Raw genomic sequence first — 15,955 nt, forward strand, 5'->3', positions numbered from 1 at the left:
GTGCCGAACCCACATGCCCCACCCCCACCCGGTGTGGGCCGGGTGCAGGGAGCGTCTCCGGCATGGGAAGGCCTGTCAGCCGGCTCGGTGGGCCTGGATGGCGCGGCGGCGGGCGAGCCGGTGGGCCCGGCGGATCTCCGCCTCCCGGAACCGGCGTTCGTCCTCCGGGCTCTCCGGCAGCACCGGCCGCACCGTCCGCGGCGCCCCACCGAGGTCGACGCCCACGAAGACGAGGTACGCGGTGGCCACCCGGACCGGCTCGTCCTCGGCCGAGTCCCACCGCTCGGCCACCACCCGCACCCCCACCTCCATCGAGGTCTGCCCGGTCCAGTTCACCTGGGCGTGCGCGTGCAGCAGATCCCCGACCCGGACCGCCTCGGTGAAGACGATCTCGTCGATGGCCGCGGTGACCGCCGTACCGCCGCTGTGCCGGGCCGCGGCGGCCCCCGCCACGTCGTCGATGAACTTCATCAGCACGCCACCGTGCACCGTGCCGTAGAGGTTGACGTCGACCGCGGTCATGATCCGGCTCAGGGTGACGCGGGAGTACGAGGTCGGCTTGCCGGCCGGCGCGGTGGCTGGGTGCTCGGTCATGTCGAAAACGGTACGGTGCGCGGATGCGACATCTCTGGAGCTTCCTCGCGGGGTTGGTGGTGGCGCCCGTCACGTGGGTGCTGGTCACCCTCGGGCAGGACGGGTCGGCGGGCACCGTCGACCGTTGGGTCGAGATCGGCACGTCCAACTCGGCCAATCTCATCGAGCCCGCCGTATACCTCGCCGTCGGCGGGGTCCTGCTCGGCCTGCTCGGCACGCTGCGCACCTCACCGCTCGGCCCGCTCGTGGCCGGGCTGCTGCTCGCCGCCCCGTACGTGGGGATGTTCGTCGCGCCCTTCCGGGTGCGCGACCGCATCCCGAACGGCTGGAAGGTCTTCGGCGACCCCCTGCCGCTGCACGTTCCGGTGGAGAACGGCACGCTCTTCCTGATCGGCCTGCTGCTGGTCGTGGCCACCTTCAGCGGGCAGCGCTGGCGGCGGTGGCCCCGACCGCTGGCCGAGCCGACGCCGGCGCCCGCCGAGGGGCCGGACCGCAACGACTTCACGCTGACCGACTGGCCGCCGGCCGACCCGGCCGACCGGGACACTGCCCCGCCGAGCCTCGGCTACCCGGACCCGACGCCGACCGAGCCGCTGCCGCGCCGCACCGGCGGGGAGTCACCGTGGTCGGCGCCGCCGCGCGGCAGCAACCGACCGGAGGAGGACACGACGACCGAGATCCGGTGACGATGCGGGCGGGCCGGGCGACCGGTCCGCCCGCCGGCCCGGTCAGCCCTTCAGGAGCTGACGGGCCATCACGATGCGCTGCACCTGGTTGGTGCCCTCGTAGATCTGGGTGATCTTGGCGTCCCGCATCATCCGCTCGACCGGGTAGTCCCGGGTGTAGCCGTAGCCGCCGAGCAGCTGCACCGCGTCGGTGGTGATCTCCATGGCCGCGTCCGAGGCAAAACACTTGGCCGCCGCGCCGAAGTAGGTCAGGTCGGCGTCGCCCCGCTCGGACTTGCCGGCCGCGGCGTACGTCAACTGCCGGGACGCCTCCAGCTTCATGCCCATGTCGGCGAGCATGAACTGCACGCCCTGGAACTCGGCGACCGCCTTGCCGAACTGCTTGCGCTCCTGGACGTACCCCTTGGCGTAGTCGAGCGCGCCCTGGGCGATGCCGACGGCCTGCGCGGCGATGGTGACCCGGGTGTGGTCCAGGGTCTGCATGGCGGTGCCGAAGCCGGTGCCCTCGCCGCCGATCATGCGGTCCGCGGGGATCCGGACGTTGTCCAGGTAGACCTCGCGGGTGGGCGAGCCCTTGATGCCGAGCTTCTTCTCCGGGGCGCCGAAGCTGACCCCGGCGTCGGACTTCTCGACCACGAAAGCGGAGATGCCCCGGGATCGGGCCGACGGGTCGGTCACGGCGAAGACGGTGTAGAACTCCGAGACCCCGGCGTTGGTGATCCAGCGCTTCACGCCGTTGAGCACCCAGTGATCACCGTCACGTACGGCGCGGGTGGTCATCGACGCCGCGTCACTGCCGGCCTCCGGCTCGGAGAGGCAGTACGAGAACATCGCGTCGCCCGCCGCCACCGGCGTCAGGTAGCGCCGCTTGAGCTCCTCGGAGCCGGCCAGCAGCAGCGGCATGGTGCCGAGTTTGTTGACCGCCGGGATCAGCGAGGACGAGGCGCAGGCGCGCGCCACCTCCTCGATCACGATGGCCGTGGCCAGGGCATCCGCGCCCGCGCCGCCGTACTCGACGGGGATGTGCGGGGCGTGGAAGTCGGCGGCCCGCAGCGCGTCGTAGGACGCCTTCGGAAACTCACCGGTCTCGTCGGCCTCGGCGGCGTGCGGCGCCACCTTCGCCGCACAGACCTCACGGACCGCCTCCCGGATCGCCTCGTGCTCCTCGGGCAACCGGTAGACGTCGAACGACTGCTCTGCGGCCATGTCGGCCCCTCCCCTTCACCGCTATCATGCGCAGTCTGTAGCGTCTTCTGACCGCCGACGGCGCAGACTGAAGGATAGCGACACAGTCGAGGTGATGTTACCGCCGCGTAGCTCGGCCGTGACGAAGCGCCGACGCCGCCCGGCGTCGACGAAACAGGCAGACGTTAGAGTCCCTCCGGTGCCCGCCCAGGCGCCGCAGAACGCGACGCGACGACGCGACGCCAGCGCGAGCGGAGAAGACAGGCGTGACGATCCCGTACCCGAACACCCAGCCGATGCCCGCCATCGCCGCGGTGACGCCCCCCTCCGGCGCGCAGCGCCCCCGGGTGACCTTCCTGGGCACCGGCTACCTCGGTGCGACCTACGCCATCTGCTACGCAGAACTCGGCTACGAAGTCCTCGGCTACGACGTCGACGCCGAGAAGATCGCCATGATGAACGCGGGCGAGGTGCCGATCCACGAGCCCGGCCTGGACGAGCTGCTCAAGCGCAACCTGGCGGCCGGGCGGCTGCGGTTCAGCACGGACATCGCCGAGGTCGCCGAGTTCGGTGACGTGCACTTCATCTGCGTCGGCACGCCGCAGCGCGCCGACGGGATGGGCGCCGACCTGTCGTACGTCGAGGCGTCCGTCACCAGCCTGGCCCAGCACCTGACCCGCAAGGCGCTGATCGTCGGCAAGTCCACCGTGCCGGTCGGCACCGCCGAGTGGGTGGAGCAACTGGTCAGCAAGCACACCCCCGCCGACCTGACCGTCGAGGTGGCGTGGAGCCCGGAGTTCCTCCAGGAGGGCTTCGCCGTCGACGACGTGCTGCGGCCCAACCGGATCGTCGTCGGCGTCAAGAGCGAGTGGGCCAACGGCATGCTCTACGCCGCCCACAAGGGCGTCTTCGACCTGGCCGCCACCGAGGACCGCGAGGTGCCCCTGGTGGTCACCGACTTCGCCACCGCCGAGCTGGTCAAGGTCGCCGCGAACGCCTTCCTCGCCACCAAGATCTCCTTCATCAACGCGATGGCCGAGGTCTGCGAGGCCTCCGGCGGCGACGTCACCCACCTCGCCCGAGCCATCGGCTTCGACCCGCGCATCGGCAACCGGTTCCTCCAGGCCGGGCTCGGCTTCGGCGGCGCCTGCCTGCCCAAGGACATCCGCGCGTTCCAGGCCCGCGCCCAGGAGTTGGGCGCCGGGGAGGCGTTGCGCTTCCTGCACGAGGTCGACCTGATCAACCTGCGCCGCCGGACCCGGGTGGTCCAGCTCGCCGCCGAACTGCTCGGCCGCCGGTCCGGGCCCGCCGGGCCGGATCTCTCCGGCACCCGCGTCGCCGTGCTGGGCGCGACCTTCAAGCCCAACACCGACGACGTACGCGACGCCCCGGCGCTCTCCGTCGCCGCATTGCTGCGCAAGGCCGGCGCCGACGTGCACGTCTACGACCCGCAGGGCATGGAGCGGGCACGGGCCGTGGCACCCGAACTGGTCTACGAGCCCGGCATCAACGAGGCTGTGACCGGCGCGGACCTGGTCTGCGTACTCACCGAGTGGGCCGACTTCCGCAACGCCGACCCGGTGAGCCTCGGCGAACTGGTCGCCGGCCGCAAGGTGGTCGACGGCCGCAACTGCCTGGACTCGGCACTGTGGACGCAGGCCGGCTGGGAGTACCGCGGCATGGGCCGACCCTGACGATCGACGACCGGCGGCCGGTCGCGGAGCACCCTCCGCGACCGGCCGTTCGCCGTCCGTCCTGACGATCTTTGCCCCGGACCCGCCGACAACTGTCGAAATCCGCGCCCGCATTGGGCATGCTGCCAAGGTGGAAGTCCACAGTGCGGGCGGAGGGGTGTCGTGGCGAGCTTTCAGTGCTCCTCGTGCGGCCGGGAGATCAAGCCGGCCGTCAGCTGTCCGCACTGCGGTGCACACCAGCCACAGTGGGTCGAGCACCTGGCGGAGATCGAGCGGTCCATCGCGGAGATGAAGGCCCGTGAGGCCGCCATCGCCAGCGAGCAGCGGCAGATCGCCGCCAAGATGCAGGCCGCGCTCTTCCAGCGGGACACCCTCGCGCACGCCGGTGAGGAACGTCTCAAGCAGGCCGCCCGCCCCCGCCGGGTGCTGCGCCGCAGGGCGAATCGCCGACCGCCCACGGCCACCACCGGTGCTCCACCCCGGGTGCCCCGGCAGGGCGCCCCGGCCGGCCCGGACGACCCGCCGCCACCCCCGCCGTCGACCGCCACCTGGCTCGACGCCGATGACCCGGAGCACCCGCCGGAGGCTTCCTCCCGCGAGGTGCAGAACATTCCCCTCGGGCTCGGTGCGCTGCTGCTCGGGGTCGCCGCCGTGGTCTTCGCCGCGGTGGCCACCAGCTCGATGGACGCGCTCGCCCGGCTGGGCATCCTGCTGCTCGCGACCGTGCTGATGCTGCTCGCCCCGCCGGTGCTGGCCCGACGCGGGCTCACCTCGACCGCCGAGACCATCTCCGCGGTCGGCCTGCTCCTGGTGCCGCTCGCCGGCTACGCGCTGTGGGCGGTGGACCGGATCGGCAACGGCGGTGCCTCGGGCGCGGTCTTCGCCGGGATCATCTTCGCCGTCACCGCCGGCGTCGCCTTCGGCTACGCGGGCTGGACGGGGCTGCGCGCGCCCCGGTTCGCCACGGTGCTGGCCGCCCAGCCGGTGCTGCCGCTGCTGGCGTACGACCGGATCACCGGCGCGGGTGGCTGGGCACTGGTGCTGACCGCGGTGGCCCTGCTCGACCTCTGGCTGGCGCGTTCCGCCGTCACGGTGGAGCGATCGGTCCGCCCCGACCTGCCCGAGCCCCCGGCCGAGCCCGCCGGGTCGACGAATCCCGCCGCGCCCCGCCAGCGCCGCGCCGACGACCGGCCGGAGGGGGCGCCGGAGGAGGCCGGCGAGGTGCTCGACGGCGGGCTGTCGGCGCAGGAGCGGGGCTCCGCCACCCGCCCGGTGCCGTGGCTGTGCGAGCTGACCTGGGTGCTGCACGGGGTGGCGGTCGCCCTCGCCCTCGCGTACGCCGTCTCCGCCCTGTTGCGCGCGGGCACCGTGCCGACCGCGACCGGGGCGGGGCTGGCGCTGCTGCTGGCCGCCGCGGTGGGGCTGGCCGGGACGCTGCTGCTGCGCCGGCCGCCGCTGCCCGACCTCGGCGCCGGGATCTTCACCCTCGCCGTGATCGGCGCGCTGAGCCGGATCGCCTCGGTGGCGTTCCCGGGGCGGGCGCTGCTGCTGATCGCGGCGGTCATCACACTCACCGGGCTGGCTGTCCGGGCGGTGCCCGAGGCAGCTCGACGCGGGCCGCAGCTCGCCTCGGCGGTGGCGCTCACGGTCAGCGGGGTGGTGGTCGCCGGGGGCGCCCTGCGCGCCGGCGTCGCCCCCGTCCGGGCCGCGCTGCCGGCCTGGGCGGCCGACCTGGACCGCTACCCGGCCGAGCTGTCGGCGGCCGTGGGCCCGGCCGCCTGGCAGCTCGCCGCGAGCGCCTTCCTGCTGACCGTCGCCGCGGTGCTGGCCCTGCCGACCGAGATCCGCCGGGAGTTCGCCGTGGTCGGCGCGGCGCTGACGGCGCTCGCCGTACCGGCGTCGTTCGGTCTCGGGTGGGCGGTGGCCCCCTGGCCGATGGTGCTGACGGCCGTCGGCATCGGGGTGGTCGGGCTCTCCGCCCGCACCGGACGCGCGGCACTGGCGCACGCGGTGACCGCCGGCGGTGTCGGCCTGTTCGGCGCGGGCGCCGGACTGGCCCGGCCGGCGTTGACCGCCGCGGTGCTGCTCACCCTGTTCGCCGCCGGTGTCCTGGTCGCCGTGGCGCCCCGGATGCGGCTCGCCCCGGCGGCGGCCGACACCGTCTCGGCCTGGGCCGCCGGGGGCGCGGCGTTCGCGCTGCCGGGTGCGGTGGCCGCCTTCGTGGCCGCGACCGTGCCGGTCGACCCGACGCCCACCCCGGCGAGCCTGCGTGAGGTCACCGTCCCGGTGCTCGCGGCCAGCTTCCTGGCGGTCTGCGTCACCCTCGGCCACGCCGCCGTCGTGCAGGTCTCCCAGCGACGCATCCCGACGCCCCTGGCGGTCGGCACCGCCATCGGCGCGGTCATGGTCACCGCCGCCGCGTTCGGTGCTCCGGGCGCCACCGCCGCCGACGCCTGGGTCGGCGGTCTGCTGCTCGTCGCCGCCGCGATGGTGGTGTTCGCCGGTCCCATCGACGCCGGCCGGCGCTCCGACCTCACCCTGGACGGCTCCGACCTGGCCGCCGCGGCGGTGACCGCCGCCCTGATCGCCACCCTGGCCCGGATCGCGGCCGTGCTCGCCCCCGGCGGGCAACTCGCCGTCGCCGCCGGGCTGGTGCTGGTGGTGGCCGTGGCCGCCCGGGCGATGCCGGAGGAGTGGCGACGCGGGCCGATCGCCGGCCTTGCCGTCGGCGGCGTGCTGATCGGGCTGCTGGCCGGCTGGAGCGCGCTGCGGGGCGGGCTCGGGGTGCTCGCGACCCCGGGCCCGATCTGGGCCGGCGACCTGACCGGCTGGCCGGCCGGGCCGACCGGCGGGTCGACGTGGCAGGCCCCGGTCGCGCTGGCCCTGCTCGGCGTCGCCGCCGCGGTCCTGCTGCCGCCACCGTGGAAGTACGACGTGTCGGGCGCGGCGGCCGTGCTCGCCACGATCGGTGCGCCGGCCGCGTTCGATCTGCCGTGGTGGTCGCCCGTCCTGGTCGGCGGCATGGTCGCCACCGTCTTCGGGGCCGCCGCCGTGGCCGCGGTCGACCCCCGCGCCGGCCTGTCCCGGGCGGTCGTGGCCGGGGTCGTCGCCCTGCACGCCTCCGGGGCGGGACTGGTCCGGCCGTGGACCACCGCGCTGGCCCTGGGCAGCATCGCGCTGATCGGCGTCATGGTGGCGGCGCTGGCCCGGTCGCTGGCCGTACCGCTGGTGGAGGACATCGAGACCGAGGGAATGCCGCCGCACCTGGCCCAGATCGGGGGTGCCGCAGCCGGCGCCGCCCTGCTCGCGTTCCCCGGCGCCGTCGCGGCGCTGGCGGTCGAGTTCGGGCGTTCACCGGAGGTGGTGCTCACCGCCGCGTTGGCCGCGTCGAGCCTGGGGCTGGCGACGGTGGCCGCCGCCCGGCGGCGGATCCCGCAGTACCTGCCCTGGGCGAGCGCGGCGGTGGCCGGGGGTGCCACGGTGAGCGCCCTGGCCGCCGTGCCCGCCGGCCTGCCCGTCGGTGTCTACGCCGCCGCCGCGGCCCTGCTCGGGGTGCTCGCCGAGCTGGTCCGGGGCGCGACCGAACCGCCGATCGGCGCGGCCCAGCCGGTGCGCCGCTGGTCGGTGCTGCTCGACGGCGCGCTGCGACGCCTGCCGGACGACGGGACACGCCGCTGGCGGGTCAGCCCCGCCGCCGGCGCGCTCGCCGCCGCCGCGCTGCCCACCGCCCTGGCGCTGGTGTCGATCGCGCCGTCCCTGGTCGTCGCCCTGGTCGATCCGCACCGCAGCCTCGCCCGGGTCTGGCAGGGGCCACCGCCGGAGCTGCTCACCCCGCCGGCCGACGCGGTCGACGCGACCCACGTGCTGACCGCGCTGCTGCTCACCGCGACCGCTGCCCTGGCCGCCACCGGCTTCAGCGGCGGGCGCCGTTCCCGGGCGGTACCGGTGGTGCTGCCCGGTGCCGCCGTGACCCTGTTGATCACCCCGGTGTCGCTCGGCAACGGCTGGCCGGCGAGCACGCTGGCGGGGCTGGCCGTGTTCACCATCTCGATGCTGGGCCTGGCGCTCACCCCACCCCCGCCGCTGGCCGAGCGGGCCCGCTCGCTGCGCCTTACCCGGGTGCTGGTGTTCGTCATCGGGCTGGCCGCCGGGGGCGCCGGCCTGGTGGGCAGCCTGGCGACCCGGGAGCTGACCCTGTTCACCCTCGGCGGCGCGGTCGGCGTCGGCGCGGTGGCCGCCCTCTTCGGCACCACCCAGCGGGCCCGCATCCTCGGCTGGCTGTTCGCCTCGCTGATGGCGCAGCTCTTCGTGCTCACCGCCGGCCTGGTGGCCGGCCTCGCGGCTGTCTGGTCCGCGTTCGGTGTGCTGGCGGTCGGCGCGGCCCTGCAGGTGTTCGCCGCGACCCTGCCCCGGCTGCGTCGCCCCGAGGCCCAACGGGAGGCGGCCACCGTCGAGTGGAGCGGGTACGCCGCCGCCCTGATCGCCCTGGCGCTGGCCTTCGACTCGCCCCGGCACATCGCGGCGCTGCTGGCCGCCTGGGGTGCGGTCCTCGGCGTGGCGGCGACCCGACCGGGTCGCCGGCCGGTGGAGCGGCACATCCTGTTCTGGGCGGTGGTGGTCTGCGAGATCACCGCCTGGTGGATCCTGATGTGGGTCGCCGACGTGGCGCTGCCGGAGGCCTACACGCTGCCCTTCGCGGCGCTCGCCCTGCTCGTCGGAGTGCTGGAGTTGCGGCACCGGCCCGACCTGAGCAGCTGGGTCGCGTACGGGCCGGCTCTGGTCGCCGCGTTCGTGCCGACCCTGGCGATCGTGCTGGCCACCGAGTCCAGCACGCTGCGCCAGGTGCTGCTGCTACTCGGCGCCGTGGCCGTGCTCGTCTTCGGGTCGATGAGTCAGCAGCAGGCACCCGTGATCGTCGGTGCCGCCGTCACCGCGGTCGCGGCGGTGCACGCGCTGTTCAGCCTGGGGCCGTGGCTGGCTCTGATTCCGGTAGGCATCCTGCTGCTGGTGCTCGGCGCGAGCAACGAACGCCGACGCCGCGCCCAGGAACGCCTCCAGACAGCCCTACGCGGCATGCGCTAACCCAACCCTCCCCCACCCTCCCTGGCGTGGGCGCACTGACCGCGCCACCCTGCTCATCGCGATCTTGCACTTCTGGCCCGCACAAGTGGCACAAACCGCGCATATCAAGGGCCAAAAGTGCAAGATCGCGAGCTTGGCAACGCGGACGGGCGGGGAGGGAGGGGCAGGGAGGGAGGGGCAGGGCGGGAGGGGCGGGTCAGGTTAGGGAGGCTCGGAGGGCGGCGTCCTTTTCGGCGACCAGTTGCTCCAGGTCTGCCTGATACGCCGACATGCGGTCGAGCAGGGGGCGGTCGGCGGCAGCCAGGATGCGGACGGCGAGCAGACCGGCGTTGCGGGCGTTGCCGATCGACACGGTGGCCACCGGCACGCCGGCCGGCATCTGCACGATGGACAGCAGCGAGTCCATTCCGTCGAGGTGCTTCAACGGCACCGGGACGCCGATCACAGGCAGCGGGGTGACCGAGGCGATCATCCCGGGCAGGGCGGCGGCGCCACCCGCCCCGGCGATGATGACCTTCAGGCCCCGGTCGGCTGCGGCACGCCCGTAGTCGATCATCTTGATCGGGGTACGGTGCGCCGAAACCACCTCGACCTCGTACGACACCTCGAACTCGTCCAGCACTTCGGCGGCGGCCTTCATCGTCGGCCAGTCCGAGTCGCTGCCCATGATCAGCCCAACGGTGCTCACTGGTGTCCCTCCCGCAGCCAGCGGGCGGCCCGCGCGGCCCGCGTCCGTACGTCGTCCAAGTCGTCGCCGAGCACCGTGACGTGGCCGATCTTGCGGCCGGGTCGCACCTGCTTGCCGTAGAGGTGCACCTTGGCGCCCGGCTCGGCCGCGAAGAGGTGGTGCAGCCGCTCGTCGATCGACATCCCGCCCGGCTCTCCGCCGAGCACGTTCGCCATCACCACCACGGGAGCGGTCAGCGAGGTGTCCCCCATCGGGTAGTCGAGCACCGCCCGCAGGTGCTGCTCGAACTGCGACGTGCGGGCACCCTCGATGGTCCAGTGCCCGGAGTTGTGCGGTCGCATCGCCAGCTCGTTCACCAGGAGCCGGCTGCCCCCGGGTGCGGCCGGGTCGGCGACCTCGAACAGTTCCACGGCGAGCAGGCCGACCACGCCGAGCGCGGTCGCCAGGTCGATGGCGAGCTGCTGGGCGGCGACCGCCAGCTCCTCCGGCAGGCCCGGTGCGGGGGCGAGCACCTCCACGCAGATGCCGTCGCGCTGCACGGTCTCGACCACCGGGTACGCGGCGACCTGCCCGAACGGCGAGCGGGCCACCTGCACCGCGAGCTCCCGGCGCAGCGGCACCCGCTCCTCGACGATCAGCAGGGTGCCGCCGGCCAGCAGCGTCGTGGCCAGCTCGTCGGCCTGCGCCGCGTCGCCGACCAGCCAGACGCCCCGGCCGTCGTACCCACCGCGGGCCGCCTTGAGCACCACCGGCCAGCCGGTCCCGTCGCCGAACGCCACCAGGTCGGCGGGCTCGGCGACGGGCCGCCACGCCGGGTTCGGTGCGCCCAGCTCACCGAGCCGCTCCCGCATGGCCCGCTTGTCCTGGGCGTGCAGCAGCGCGTCGGCCGGCGGGAAGAGCTTCACGCCCTCGGCGGCCAGCGTCCGGATGTGTTCGGTGGGGACCTGCTCGTGGTCGAAGGTGACCACGTCGCAGGCCTTGGCGAAGGTGCGCAGCGCGGCGAGGTCGGTGTGGTCGCCGTACTGGACGTCGGCGGCGACCAGCGCGGCACCGTCGTCGGGAGCGAGCGCCAGCACGCGCAGCGACTGGCCGAGGGCGATCGCGGACTGGTGGGTCATCCGGGCCAGCTGGCCGCCGCCCACCATGCCGACAACGGGCAGACCGGTACGGGAATCCATAGCGGCGCCAGCCTATCGGGACGGCCCGCCACCTGCGCCGCCGGATGGCCGATCGCACACCGCCGCAGCCGGGCGGCTCAGCGCCGGGCGAGCTGGGCGACCAGGTCGTCCACCGTCGTCACCGGGCGTTCACAGACGAAACCCCGGCAGGCGTACGCGGTGGGCCGCCCGTCGACCATCGGCCGGTCGGCGAGCAGCGGCACCCCGGGCTGGCCGGGGCGGCCCGCCACGATCACCGCGCCCGGCGGGGCGTGCCGGTGTGCCGCCGCCACCAGCGGGTCACCGGTCGGGTCGTCGGTGACCACCGCGATCTCGTACGGCCCGGAGAGCAGCGCCTCCCCGACGGTGGCCGCGTAGCCGGTGAACCGGGCGTGCCGGCCGACGATGGGCGCCACGGTCGACAGGGCCGCCTCGGCGGCCTCCCGGTAGCGGGTCTCCCCGGTCAACGCCGCGTACGCGACCAGCGCCGCGACGATCGCCGAGCGCCCGGACGGGGTGGCGTTGTCAGTCGGGTCGGCGGGGCGGGTGACCAGCCGCTCGGCGTCGTCCGCGGTGTCGTAGAAGGCGCCGCCCGGGGCGGCGAACCGCTCCAACGCGGTGTCCAGCAGCTCGCCGGCCAGCTCCAGCCAGCGGCCCTCGCCGGTGGTCTGGTGCATGGCGCAGAACGCCTCGGCGACACAGCCGTAGTCCTCCAGCACGCCCGCCGGATCACCGACCACCCCGTCGCGGGAGACACGACGCAGCCGACCGTCGACGATGTGCACGTCAGCCAGGTACCGGGCGGCGTCAAGCATCGCGCCGTAGCTGCCCTCGGCAACGCCCTCCAGCGTCTGCGACCCCTCGTCCGCGCCGGCCGGACCGAACGTGTCGGCCACCCGGCTGAACTCGGCGATGGCGGTGATCGCCAGCCCGTTCCAGGCGGCCACCACCTTGTCGTCCAGAGCCGGCTGCGGCCGTTCGCGGCGGGCCACGAGCAGCCGGCCGACGACGTCCTGCCAGCGCTGCCGTACCGCCGGGTCGGCGTCGTCCACGTCCCGGGCGAGTCGCAGCACGCTGGTGCCGTGTTCGAAGTTGCCGGCCTCGGTGACGGCGAAGAGGTCGGCGGCCCAGCGGCCGTCCTCCTCCCCCAGCGCCTCGACCAGCTGGGTCGGCGTCCAGGCGTAGGTCGCCCCCTCGACGCCCTCGGTGTCGGCGTCCAGTGCCGAGGCGAACCCCCCGGACGGGGTGCGCAGTTCGTCGGCGAGGAACCAGGCGGTGTCCTGCGCGACCCGGCGGGCCAGCGGGTCGCCGGTCAGCCGCCAGAGCTGGGTGTACGTCCGCAGCAGCAGGGCGTTGTCGTAGAGCATCTTCTCGAAGTGCGGCACGGTCCAGTGCCCGTCGACGGAGTAGCGGGCGAAGCCGCTGGCGAGCTGGTCGTAGATGCCGCCCCGGGCCATCGCCTCACAGGTGTGCCGGACGATCTCCAGGCTCCGCGGCGAGCCGGTGCGCTGGTGGTGCCGCAGCAGGAAGAGCAGGTTCATGTGCGGCGGGAACTTCGGGGCGCCGCCGAACCCGCCGTTCGTGGCGTCGTACTCCTCGGCGAGCTGGTCGGCCGCGGCGTCGAGCAGCGCGGCGTCCAGCGGCGCGGTGGGGCCACCCACGGCCTGCGCGCCGCCGATCGCCTCGACCACGGCGGCGCCCTGGCTGATGACGGCGTCCCGCTGGTCCCGCCAGGCGGCGGCGACCGACTGGAGCAGCCGGACGAAGTTCGGCCGGGGGAAGTAGGTGCCGCAGAAGAAGGGGGTGCCGTCGGGGGTCGCGAAGACGGTCATCGGCCATCCGCCCTGCCCGGTCATCGCCTGGGTGGCGGTCATGTAGACGGCGTCGACGTCGGGGCGTTCCTCGCGGTCCACCTTGATGGCCACGAAGTCGTCGTTCACCAGTGCGCCGACCTGCTCGTCCTCGAACGACTCGTGGGCCATCACGTGGCACCAGTGGCAGGCGGCGTAGCCGACCGAGATGAGCACCGGCACGTCCCGCCGCCTCGCCTCGGCGAACGCCTCGTCGCACCACGGCCACCAGTCGACCGGGTTGTCGGCGTGCTGGAGCAGGTACGGGCTCGTGGCGTCAGCGAGTCGGTTCACCCGACGACCATAGCCACCCGGTGGCGTACCCGTCGGGCGGTCAGGAGGCGCCGTCGGCGCGCAGCGGCAGGACGTTGGGGCGGGCCTCGGCGAGCAGGGTGCCGAGCACCGCGCCGATCTTGTCGGCCGGCATCGGCTTGAAGAAGTGGTAGCCCTGGGCGGCCGTGCAGCCCAGCTCGGCCAGGGCGGAGCGCTGCTCGGCGGTCTCCACGCCCTCGGCGACCACCCGCAGCCCCAGCTCGTGGGCGAGCCCGACGGTGGTCCGTACGATCGCCGCCGCCTCGGGGGAGTCGGCCATCCGGATCACGAAGGAACGATCCACCTTGAGCTCGTCCACCGCGATCCGGGTGAGGAACGTCAGCGAGGAGAAGCCCGTGCCGAAGTCGTCGACCGCGAGCTGCACGCCCATCGACCGCAGCGTTGCGAGCACCTCGTCGATGACCTCCAGCTCGCTCATCACCACCGTCTCGGTGATCTCCAGGACCAGCCGGTGCGGCGGCACCTGGTGCTGGCGCAGGGCGTCGGCGATCTCGGCGGGCAGGCGGCGGTCGAGCAGACTGCGCGCCGACAGGTTGACCGAGATCGGCACGTCGAGCCCGTCGCGGGCCCAGCCGGCGGCAACGGCGAGCGCCTTGTCCAGCACGTAGCGGGTGAAGGTGCCAAGCTGCTCGCTGTTCTCCACTGGGCGGATGAAGTCGTGCGGCCCGAGCCAGCCCCGGCGCGGGTGGCGCCAGCGGATCAGCGCCTCCACTCCGGTCGGGGCGCCGGTGGCCAGGTCGACCGCCGGCTGCAACGCCAGTACGAGCTGGTCGTCGGTCTTCAGCGCCTCGCGCAGCTCGGCCAGCAGGGCCAACTGGTCGGTGCTCGCGGCGTCCCGGGTGGAGTCGTAGGCGGCGACGCTGCCGCCGCCCTCCTTGGCCTGGTACATGGCGATGTCGGCCCGGCGCAGCAGCTCGGTCAGGTCGGCGGTGCCGGCGTCGGCGACCACCACCCCGACGGAGACCTCGACGGACATCCGCACCCCGGCCACCTCGGTCGGCGCGGCGAGCCGCTCGGCGATCTCGCGGGCCTGCCGCAGCGCGTACGCCATCGGGGCGGCCCGGTCGCCGATCACCGGAACCGACGTCAGCAGCAGCGCGAACTCGTCGCCGCCGAGCCGGGCGAGCAGGTCCCCGGTGCGGGCGAGGGTGCCCAGCCGGTTGGCGGTCAACCGCAGCAGCTGGTCACCGGCGGCGTGCCCGAGGGTGTCGTTGACCCCCTTGAACTGGTCGATGTCGAGCAGCAGCAGCGCCACCGGGTGGTCGTGGGCGAGCTGGCGCAGCGCCTGGTCGCCCTTGCTGAGCATGGCCGACCGGTTCACCAGCCCGGTGAGCTGGTCGTGCACCGCCTCGTACGACGAGCGGGCGGTGACCAGCCGCAGCTCGCGGTGGGTCGCGGCGTCGTGCAGCGCGGCGGCGAGCGCGTCGCCGAACGCGGCCACGGCGTCGCCCTCCCGGGCGTTCGGCGGCGCGCAGCGCGGGAACCGGACCCGCAGTTCGCCCACCCGGGCGGCACCCACGGTGAGGGTACGCACCAGCTCGTGTTCCTCCGGCTCGGTCCGACCGGGCGGCGCGACCTCCCGGTCGACCAGCTGGCCGCCCGCGTCGCCCCGATAGCGCCGCCACCGGCCGTCGCCCCGGGCCACGTCGACGTCCACGAGTTCGGCGTTGAACAGGGTCAGCGCGCCGCTCACCGCGGCCGTGGCGACACCCCGCTCGTCGAGCTGGTTGAGCGCGGCGGTGGCCTCGGCGAAGGCCCGCCAGGTGCGCCGCTCCTGGTCGGCGCGGAGCCGGTGCCGGTAGGTCTGCTGAAGCAGCCAGAGCGGCGGCGGGAGCAGCAGCAGCCAGCGCGCGTCGAGCTCCAGCAGCGCCACCACGCCCAGGCCGACGGCCACGTTCCCGACGAACATCAGCAGCTTGCCGCGCAGCGCGGCGAGCAGCAGCGGTGCGACGGGGATGCCGTGCCGCAGCGCCAGGGTGGCGCCGCCGAGCCAGGCGGTGGTGAGGAGGTAGGTGACCGATCCGGCGAGTACGGCCAGGGCGAGCGCCGGGGTGGGCGTCGCCAGCAGCGGATCACCGAGCGCGGTGGTGACCGAGACGGCCAGGGCGGTGGCGGCGGTCAGCGAGGCCGTGATCCGGACGACCTCCAGCACCGGCCGCCGGTCGCCGAGCAGCGACATGGCCGACCAGGCGAGGGCGCCGCCGAGGAGCGCGGCGGAGGGGAGCCAGCCGGTGGGGGTCAGGTAGAGGCAGACGATCAGCGCTGCCTCCACCCAGGTGATGCTCACCATTCCGGCGGCGCTGCGGAACCGCAGCCGGGCCAGCTGGGCGACGGCGAACACGACGACGGCGAGACCGAACCGGGCCGGCCCGCCGAGCGGGTCGTCGGCGGGGAGACGCGGCGGTGCCGTCCACCCCAGCCCGGCGGCGACCAGGGCGGTGAGTACGACGGCGGCGGTGAGCAGGAGCAGCCGCGTGGGCGTGCCGCGGGCTCCGAGCCGGTCGGTCGACTCGCCGGCCCTGCCGGAGGTCACCGACCCGCTCCGCCCGCGGGCCCCTGGCCGGTACGACGGGCAGCCGCTGGTGTGGTGGTCATCGGCGCCCCCTCCCGCGCACGGCTACGGGAACTCTTGGTCCCCCCGGCGAGAGGCTAAGGCAAACCAGGGGGCCGCAACAGGGGGCGACGG

The 15,955-nt window shown here is 74.5% G+C and carries 8 protein-coding genes and 2 pseudogenes; 3 read left to right on the plus strand and 7 right to left on the minus strand.

The features are described from left to right. Positions 1-75: 75 nt before the first annotated feature. Positions 76-594 carry an acyl-CoA thioesterase gene (locus tag GA0070608_RS05030; RefSeq protein WP_091622470.1) on the minus strand — a complete coding sequence of 173 codons (519 nt, stop codon included), beginning with the start codon at positions 592-594 and terminating at the stop codon, positions 76-78. A 23-nt stretch (positions 595-617) separates the two neighbouring features. On the opposite strand from GA0070608_RS05030, the gene GA0070608_RS05035 reads away from it, so the two are divergent. Next, on the plus strand, positions 618-1,280 hold the full coding sequence (locus GA0070608_RS05035) for a hypothetical protein (protein WP_091622474.1): 663 nt from the start codon (positions 618-620) through the stop codon (positions 1,278-1,280). Positions 1,281-1,322: 42 nt separating this feature from the next. On the opposite strand, the gene GA0070608_RS05040 is transcribed toward GA0070608_RS05035, so the two are convergent. Beyond that, positions 1,323-2,486: an acyl-CoA dehydrogenase family protein gene (locus GA0070608_RS05040; protein ID WP_091622477.1), complete on the minus strand. Its 1,164-nt coding sequence runs from the start codon at positions 2,484-2,486 to the stop codon at positions 1,323-1,325. A gap of 245 nt (positions 2,487-2,731) precedes the next feature. Here GA0070608_RS05040 and GA0070608_RS05045 point away from each other — a divergent pair, with 245 nt between their 5' ends. Both GA0070608_RS05045 and GA0070608_RS05050 read left to right on the plus strand, forming a co-directional pair. Further along, a complete protein-coding gene (locus tag GA0070608_RS05045; protein ID WP_091622481.1) occupies positions 2,732-4,159 on the plus strand; it encodes a UDP-glucose dehydrogenase family protein in 1,428 nt (475 codons plus the stop codon). A 162-nt stretch (positions 4,160-4,321) separates the two neighbouring features. Further along, positions 4,322-9,241, plus strand: a complete 4,920-nt coding sequence (locus GA0070608_RS05050) for an SCO7613 C-terminal domain-containing membrane protein (protein ID WP_091622486.1) — start codon at positions 4,322-4,324, stop codon at positions 9,239-9,241. A 196-nt stretch (positions 9,242-9,437) separates the two neighbouring features. Here GA0070608_RS05050 and purE read toward each other — a convergent pair whose 3' ends face one another. The 5 genes and pseudogenes from purE to GA0070608_RS05070 all read right to left on the minus strand — a co-directional run bounded on the left by purE (position 9,438) and on the right by GA0070608_RS05070 (position 15,802). Next, positions 9,438-9,929, minus strand: coding sequence for a 5-(carboxyamino)imidazole ribonucleotide mutase (purE, locus tag GA0070608_RS05055; protein WP_091622489.1), 492 nt, complete (start codon positions 9,927-9,929; stop codon positions 9,438-9,440). Next, positions 9,926-11,107 carry a 5-(carboxyamino)imidazole ribonucleotide synthase gene (locus tag GA0070608_RS05060; RefSeq protein ID WP_091622492.1) on the minus strand — a complete coding sequence of 394 codons (1,182 nt, stop codon included), beginning with the start codon at positions 11,105-11,107 and terminating at the stop codon, positions 9,926-9,928. The genes purE and GA0070608_RS05060 overlap by 4 nt, the downstream gene beginning before the upstream one ends. Positions 11,108-11,184: 77 nt before the next feature. After that, positions 11,185-11,910, minus strand: a pseudogene (locus tag GA0070608_RS34265) (hypothetical protein); the annotation flags it as partial. Between the two features lie 65 nt (positions 11,911-11,975). Then, positions 11,976-13,230: pseudogene (locus tag GA0070608_RS34270) on the minus strand (thioredoxin domain-containing protein); the annotation flags it as partial. Between the two features lie 40 nt (positions 13,231-13,270). After that, on the minus strand, positions 13,271-15,802 hold the full coding sequence (locus GA0070608_RS05070; RefSeq protein WP_091622498.1) for a putative bifunctional diguanylate cyclase/phosphodiesterase: 2,532 nt from the start codon (positions 15,800-15,802) through the stop codon (positions 13,271-13,273). Between the last annotated feature and the right edge of the window lie 153 nt (positions 15,803-15,955).

Source organism: Micromonospora peucetia, assembly GCF_900091625.1.
Classification (GTDB): domain Bacteria; phylum Actinomycetota; class Actinomycetes; order Mycobacteriales; family Micromonosporaceae; genus Micromonospora; species Micromonospora peucetia.